Source organism: Streptomyces longisporus, from assembly GCF_039532765.1.
In the GTDB taxonomy this organism is placed as follows: Bacteria; Actinomycetota; Actinomycetes; order Streptomycetales; family Streptomycetaceae; genus Streptomyces; species Streptomyces longisporus.
In genome coordinates, this window is record NZ_BAAASG010000007.1 from 477155 (window position 1) to 483154 (window position 6000).

Below are 6000 nucleotides of genomic sequence, written 5' to 3' on the forward strand. Positions count from 1 at the left end.
GGGATCAGTAACGGATCATGAGATCACCCGTGACCACCAGCGCCGCCACCGACGGTGAGCCGGGCACCGCGCTGCGGGACGCACTGCGGTACGCCCTGCGCACCCCGACCGTCGGCCCCCTCGCGGCCCTGGCCGTCGCCGTACTGGTCTTCTCGGTCGCGACGGACACGTTCCTGACGCCCGAGAACCTCGCCCTGGTACTCCAGCAGTCCATCGTGACCGGCACGCTGGCACTGGGCCAGACCCTGATCATCCTCACGGCGGGCATCGACCTGGCGAACGGGGCCATCGCGGTCCTCGGCACGCTCGTCATGGCCAAACTCGTCTTCGAGGGGCACGGCCCCGCGGGGGCGCTGTTGCTCGGCCTGCTCACGGCGACCGTCCTCGGGCTGGTCAACGGCCTGCTCGTGGCCCGCCTGGGCCTGCCTCCCTTCATCGTGACGCTGGGCGCGCTGACCGTCATCTACGCCGTGGCCAGGCTCTACTCCAACTCCCGCAGCTTCCCGGTCACCGACGACCTGCTCGTCTTCTGGGGCAACGGAGTCCACGTCGGCAGCGTCCTCGTCACCTGGGGGACGTTCCTGCTCGTGGGCCTGTACGTGTTCTTCTGGTACGGGCTCGCCAAGACGGCCTGGGGGCGGCACATCTACGCCGTCGGCAACGCCCCCGAGTCCGCCCGCCTGACCGGCATCAACGTGCAGCGCACGGTCCTGTCGGTCTACGTCACCGCCGGCCTTCTCTACGGCATCGCCGCCTGGCAGGCCCTCGGCCGTATCCCCAACGCCGACCCGAACTCCTACCAGACGGCGAATCTGGAGAGCATCACGGCCGTCGTCATCGGCGGGACCAGCCTCTTCGGCGGCCGGGGAAGCGTCGCGGGCACGCTCATCGGAACACTCATCGTCACCGTGCTCCGCTCCGGCCTCACCCAGGCGGGCATCGACAGCCTCTACCAGGACGTCGCCACCGGGACGCTGGTCGTCGTCACGGTCGCCGTCGACAAGGTCCTGCGCAGGGGATCCGCCCGCTGACGCCGACGCGCCACCGTTCAGCGACCGGGCTCGGGGTCGTGTCGAGAACCGTGCGCCGGCTCCGTCCCAGGGGTGCCGGATTTCCGCTCCAGAGAGGACCGTCCGTCATGGCCGTCGCCGATGACCTCGACCGCGCCACCGACTCGCAATGGGACTGGGTCGCTGAGCAGACCCGTACATATCTGGCCTCGGGAGGCTCGGAGGGACACGAGTCGAACGGCGTCCACACGCTCGTGCTCGCCACGACCGGACGCCGGACCGGCATTCCGCGCCGCACGTGCCTGATCTACGGCACCGCGGGCGAGGACTTCGTCGTGGTCGCCTCCAAAGGCGGAGCCGACGACCATCCGGCGTGGTTCAAGAACCTCCGGGCGGACCCGAGCGTCGGAGTCCAGGTCGGCAGCCGCCGTTTCACCGCTCACGCCCGGGTCGCCTCCCCGGCCGAACGTGAGCTTCTGTGGCCCCGGATGGCGCGCATCTTCCCGCTGTACGACGAGTACGCCCAGAAGACCGACCGCGAAATCCCGATCGTCCTGCTCACACCGCGGGACTGATTCGACTTCGACCTGCTCCGGGCAGACCCGCCCGTTGCCCGTGTCGCGCACCGCGTCGAGCGTCGCGTGCGGCCCCCCGCGCATACGGCCGCGCGCGCCCATGGAGAGATGACCCCGGTGCCGCCCTGCCGTCCGCTGTTCGGGCGTGCCAGCGGCACGACGCCGGCCTCGCAGCCGCCGTACCAGGGGCCGTGCGGTTCGAGCCGGGTCGGGGGCGCCGATAACCGTTGGTCGGCCTCCCCGTGGTTCTGTCAGGGTGGCGGGCGTGACGCGTCGTTTTCTTCCCGGTCTCGAGTTGGCCGAGCTGTTCCACAGGGAGGTCGTCGCCCCGATCCTCGACACCGCGCTGCACGGCGTGGCGTACTCGGCGGCGCTGATCGGCTACGGCTCGGAGGTGCAGGGTTTCGACACCGTACGTTCCACCGACCACGCCTGGGGGCCGCGCCTGGAGGTGTTCCTCGCCGGTGAGGACTTCCGGGCCCGGGCGCAGCACCTGGACGCGGAGCTCGACCGGCGGCTGCCGGAGGAGTTCCGCGGCTGTCCGGTGCGGTTTTCCTTTCCCGACGGCGCGCCGGCCCGGCACTGGGTCCACATCAACCATCTGCAGGCCTTCTTCAGCGAGCAGCTCGGCGCCGACCCGGCTCACGGATTGTCGATGCGTGAGTGGCTCATGATTCCGACGCAACTGCTGCGGGAACTGACCGGCGGCGCGGTCTTCCACGACGGCCTCGGCCTGCTGGAGACCTACCGAGCCGCTCTCGCCTGGTATCCCGATGACGTGTGGCGTCATGTGCTGGCCTGCCAGTGGATGCGCCTGTCCCAGGAGGAACCGTTCGTCGGGCGCTGCGGCGAGGTCGGCGACGACCTGGGCTCCGCGGTGGTCGCCGCCCGGCAGGTGCGCGACCTGATGAAGCTGTGCCTCCTGATGCACCGCGTCTACCCGCCCTACAGCAAGTGGTTGGGCAGCGCCTTCGCCGCACTGCCCTGCGCCGCGGAACTCACCCCGCTCCTGGCGGGCGCGTTGGCGGGGCGCAGCTGGCAGGAACGCGAGCAGTACCTCTCACCGGCTTACGAGCTGGCCGCAGGCATGCACAACAGCCTCGGGCTGACCGAACCCCTTGACGTGAAGGTCCGTCACTTCCACACCAGACCGTTCCTGGTCCTGGACGCCCACCGCTTCACCGATGCCCTGATCGCCTCCATCGGCGATCCCGCCCTGCGCGCACTGCCCCCGGTCGGTGCCATCGACCAGTACGTCGACAGCACCGACGTCACCGACCGCAACCACACCGACCGTCGTATCCGCTACATCGCCGGACCGGGCCTCTCCGCCTGACCGCCGAGCGATCAGTGCCCGCGCTGCCTGTCATGCGGGCAACACCACTCATCCCCGTGCCCAAGCTGCCGCACCGGCTCGCCGGGCACCCCCGCCGCCTTCATCTGCGACGCGCACGCCGCCCGCTTCGCGCTCTCGATCATGTCCTCGCTGTCGGACGCGGCGTTCGCCAGGCTGGTGCAGCACACCGCCAGCAGCAACGCACCCCCGACGAACGGCAGCGCCCGACGCGGCGGAGGAGGCGCGAGCAGCGCGCGTACCCGCTGCGGTACGGCGCCTCCGGCCGCCGCCAGCATGCCCGTACGGGGCGGGTGCGCCGCGGAGGCGAGGGCGGCGCGGCCGACCGAGCGCGCGACGATCCGCCGATCGCCGACCTGCGCGGCGGCCTCCTCGTCCGCCCAGCGCTCCAGGATGAAACCGCCCGTCGCGGCCAGCGGACGCAGCAGCGGACTGACGGCCGCGGTGAGCCGCCACAGGGTCTGGAAGAGATGGTGCCTGCCGCGCAGATGCGCCCGCTCATGAGCCAGCAGCGCCTCGCGTTCGCTGTCGCCGAGGCAGCGCAGCATGCCACGGGAGACCACGATCCGCCCGGGTGCGCCGGGCAGGGCGAAGGCGGTCGGTGACGCGTCGTCCAGGACCGCCAGTTCGGTGTCGCCCGACAGCCGCCGGCACTCCCGCCGCGCCCACCTCAGATGCCGCAGCTGGCGTACGGCGGCGACCCCCAGCCCGGCGCAGGAAGCGGCCAGGGCGAGGGCCGCGGCCGTCGCGACGGTGAGGTACACCGGGTCGTCGGCGCTCAGTGCCGACACCGACCAGCGGCCCTCCGCGGCGACCTCGGGGATGCGTGCGAAACCGGCGAACGCCAGCAGGGCCAGCGACCCCAGCCAGCCCAGCGCCGTCACCAGCGCTGCACAGGCCAGCGCCCAGGCGGCCGGACGCGGAGCCAGCCGCCGTGCCGGACCGGGGACGAGCACCGCGAGGACGACGGTGACCAGGAGGGGGACGTAGACGCTGATCCGCACCGGCTCACGGCTCCTTGCCGGCGCGACCGGAGTCGTGGCCGGTGTCCTGGTCGGACAGCAGCCGGTGCAGCAACTGCTCGTCCTCCTGGGACAGTTCGGAGACGAAGCGGCTGAGGACCGCCTCGCGATCGGAACCGTGCTCGAGGAGTGCGTGCATCTGATCGGCGGTGTGGGAGGCCTCGTCGCGGACGGGTGCGTAGGCGTAGCCGCGGCCTGCCCGGTGCCGGACGAGCATGCCCTTGTCGTACAGCCGCGACAGGATCGTCAGCACGGTCGTGTAGGCGAGATCGCCGGGCAGCCGGTCCCTGACCTGCCGTGCGGTCAGCGGCTCCTCGGCTCCCCACAGCGTGGCGAGCACCCCGCTCTCCAGCTCACCGCGCGCCCGCCTGCCGGCTGCCTCGCCCTCCCGGTCGTGCACTGTTCACCTCACCGTCCTTCGTCGCTCGGTGGCACAGCCTATCCGCCTGTCCACTACGACATGTAGGACATGGGTCCGGACTGCCGGGATCGACCGCCCGGTCGGCCTCATCGAGTTACTACTACAACTTGTACGAGTTTACCTACTACATGTTGTAGAGTTTCGCCGCCTCACTCCACCTGCGGAGGAACAAGCCCATGCCCCACCTCGGAAGTACGGTGCATCTGCGCGCCCTTGCGGCCGCCGCCCTGAGCACGCGGCCCGCGGCGACGCCCCGCCGTACGGCACCGGCCGAACGCGTCGTGATCGTCTCCGCCAGCATCGGGGCGGGCCATGACGGTGCCGCGCACGAGCTGCACCGCCGGCTCCAGGCTGCCGGTGTCGCCGTCGACCGGTACGACCTGCTCGACCTGCTGCCCGCCCGGCTCGGCCGGGCCGTCCGCGACGGGTACCACCGGATGCTCGTCCGGGCGCCCTGGATCTACCAGCGGGTCTACGACAGCACCGAGCGCGCCGGTGGTGGCGGCCCGCTGGCCCGTGCGCTGCTGCGTACCGCCGAGGACCGGATGCTGCGCGCCCTGCCCGTGGACACCGGCGCTGTCGTGTCCACCTATCCCGGGGCCAGCCGGGTGCTGGGCAGGCTGCGGCTGGCGGGGCGCCTCGACGTGCCGGTGTTCACCTACCTCACCGACTTCTCGGTGCACCCGCTGTGGGTGGCCGACGGCGTGGACGTCCACCTCGCCGCCCACGCCGTGCCCGCCGCCCAGGCCCGGGCCCTCGGTGCGCACGACGTCCGGGTGGGCGGGCCGGTCGTCGACCCGCGCTTCCGGCCCCCGCAGGCGGTCGAACGCAGCGCCGCCCGGGCCCGGTTCGGGCTGCCCGCCACCGCCCCGCTCGCCCTGCTGGTCGCGGGTTCCTGGGGCGTCGGCCCGGTCCGGCAGATGGCGCTGGAGCTGCGGGACTGCGGAGCGGCCGTGCCGGTCGTGGTCTGCGGCCGCAACGAGGCGCTGGCCCGGCAGCTGCGGGAGGACGGCATCGAGCACGCCTACGGCTGGGTGGACGACATGCCCGGCCTGATGCATGCCGCCGACGTGCTCGTCCAGAACGCCGGCGGACTGACCTCGCTGGAGGCCTTCGCCGCAGGCCTGCCCGTCGCCAGCTACCGCTGCATACCCGGTCACGGACCGGCCAACGCGGCCGCGCTCGACGAGGCGGGCGTCGCTGCCTGGATCCGGGACCCGGCCGAACTCAAGCCCGTCCTCTGCGACTTGATCGACGGCCCCCGCGGCCTGCTCCAACGCGAGACAGGGCTCGCCCTGTTCGCCACCCCCGGCCGCGGCCCCGCAGACGCAATAGCCCGCGCCTGCGGCGCCCGCGCCCCACTCGCCCTTGCATCGTCCGCCGGACGAGCGACCGGGCCTTCCGCCGGACACCCGACCGGAGCCCGTCCGGCGGTGGGGCCTATTGCCGGACGCGGGGCGGGAAGCCGTCCGGCGGTTGGCCCGTGGGCCGTACACGGGGCGGAGGGTGGTTCGGCGGTTGAGGTGTCTGCCGGACGCGGGACAGGAAGCTGTCCGGCGGTTGAGCCGTGTGCTGCACGGGGGGCCGGGGGTGGTTCGGTGGTTGAGGCGTCTGCTGG

6 protein-coding genes are annotated in these 6000 nt (G+C 72.3%); 4 read left to right on the forward strand and 2 right to left on the reverse strand.

Features of this window, described 5'->3' with window-relative positions:
- The first annotated feature begins 29 nt into the window (after positions 1 to 29).
- The 3 genes from ABD355_RS13840 to ABD355_RS13850 all read left to right on the forward strand — a co-directional run bounded on the left by ABD355_RS13840 (position 30) and on the right by ABD355_RS13850 (position 2921).
- Positions 30 to 1031 carry an ABC transporter permease gene (locus ABD355_RS13840; protein ID WP_344400543.1) on the forward strand — a complete coding sequence of 334 codons (1002 nt, stop codon included), beginning with the start codon at positions 30 to 32 and terminating at the stop codon, positions 1029 to 1031.
- A 107-nt stretch (positions 1032 to 1138) separates the two neighbouring features.
- A complete protein-coding gene (locus ABD355_RS13845) occupies positions 1139 to 1585 on the forward strand; it encodes a nitroreductase family deazaflavin-dependent oxidoreductase (protein WP_344400544.1) in 447 nt (148 codons plus the stop codon).
- A 265-nt stretch (positions 1586 to 1850) separates the two neighbouring features.
- Positions 1851 to 2921, forward strand: a complete 1071-nt coding sequence (locus ABD355_RS13850; protein ID WP_344400545.1) for a DUF4037 domain-containing protein — start codon at positions 1851 to 1853, stop codon at positions 2919 to 2921.
- 11 nt (positions 2922 to 2932) lie between these two features.
- Here ABD355_RS13850 and ABD355_RS13855 read toward each other — a convergent pair whose 3' ends face one another.
- Together ABD355_RS13855 and ABD355_RS13860 are read right to left on the reverse strand one after the other, a co-directional pair.
- Entirely contained in the window at positions 2933 to 3943 is a 1011-nt protein-coding gene (locus tag ABD355_RS13855) for a M56 family metallopeptidase (protein WP_344400546.1), read from the reverse strand.
- A gap of 4 nt (positions 3944 to 3947) precedes the next feature.
- Positions 3948 to 4361 (reverse strand): BlaI/MecI/CopY family transcriptional regulator, encoded by a 414-nt coding sequence (locus ABD355_RS13860; RefSeq protein ID WP_344400547.1) that lies wholly within the window; start codon positions 4359 to 4361, stop codon positions 3948 to 3950.
- Positions 4362 to 4558: 197 nt separating this feature from the next.
- Between ABD355_RS13860 and ABD355_RS13865 the strand changes: the two genes are divergently transcribed.
- Positions 4559 to 6000, forward strand: a 1442-nt coding sequence (locus ABD355_RS13865) for a glycosyltransferase (protein WP_344400548.1), incomplete at its 3' end; no start/stop codon positions are given.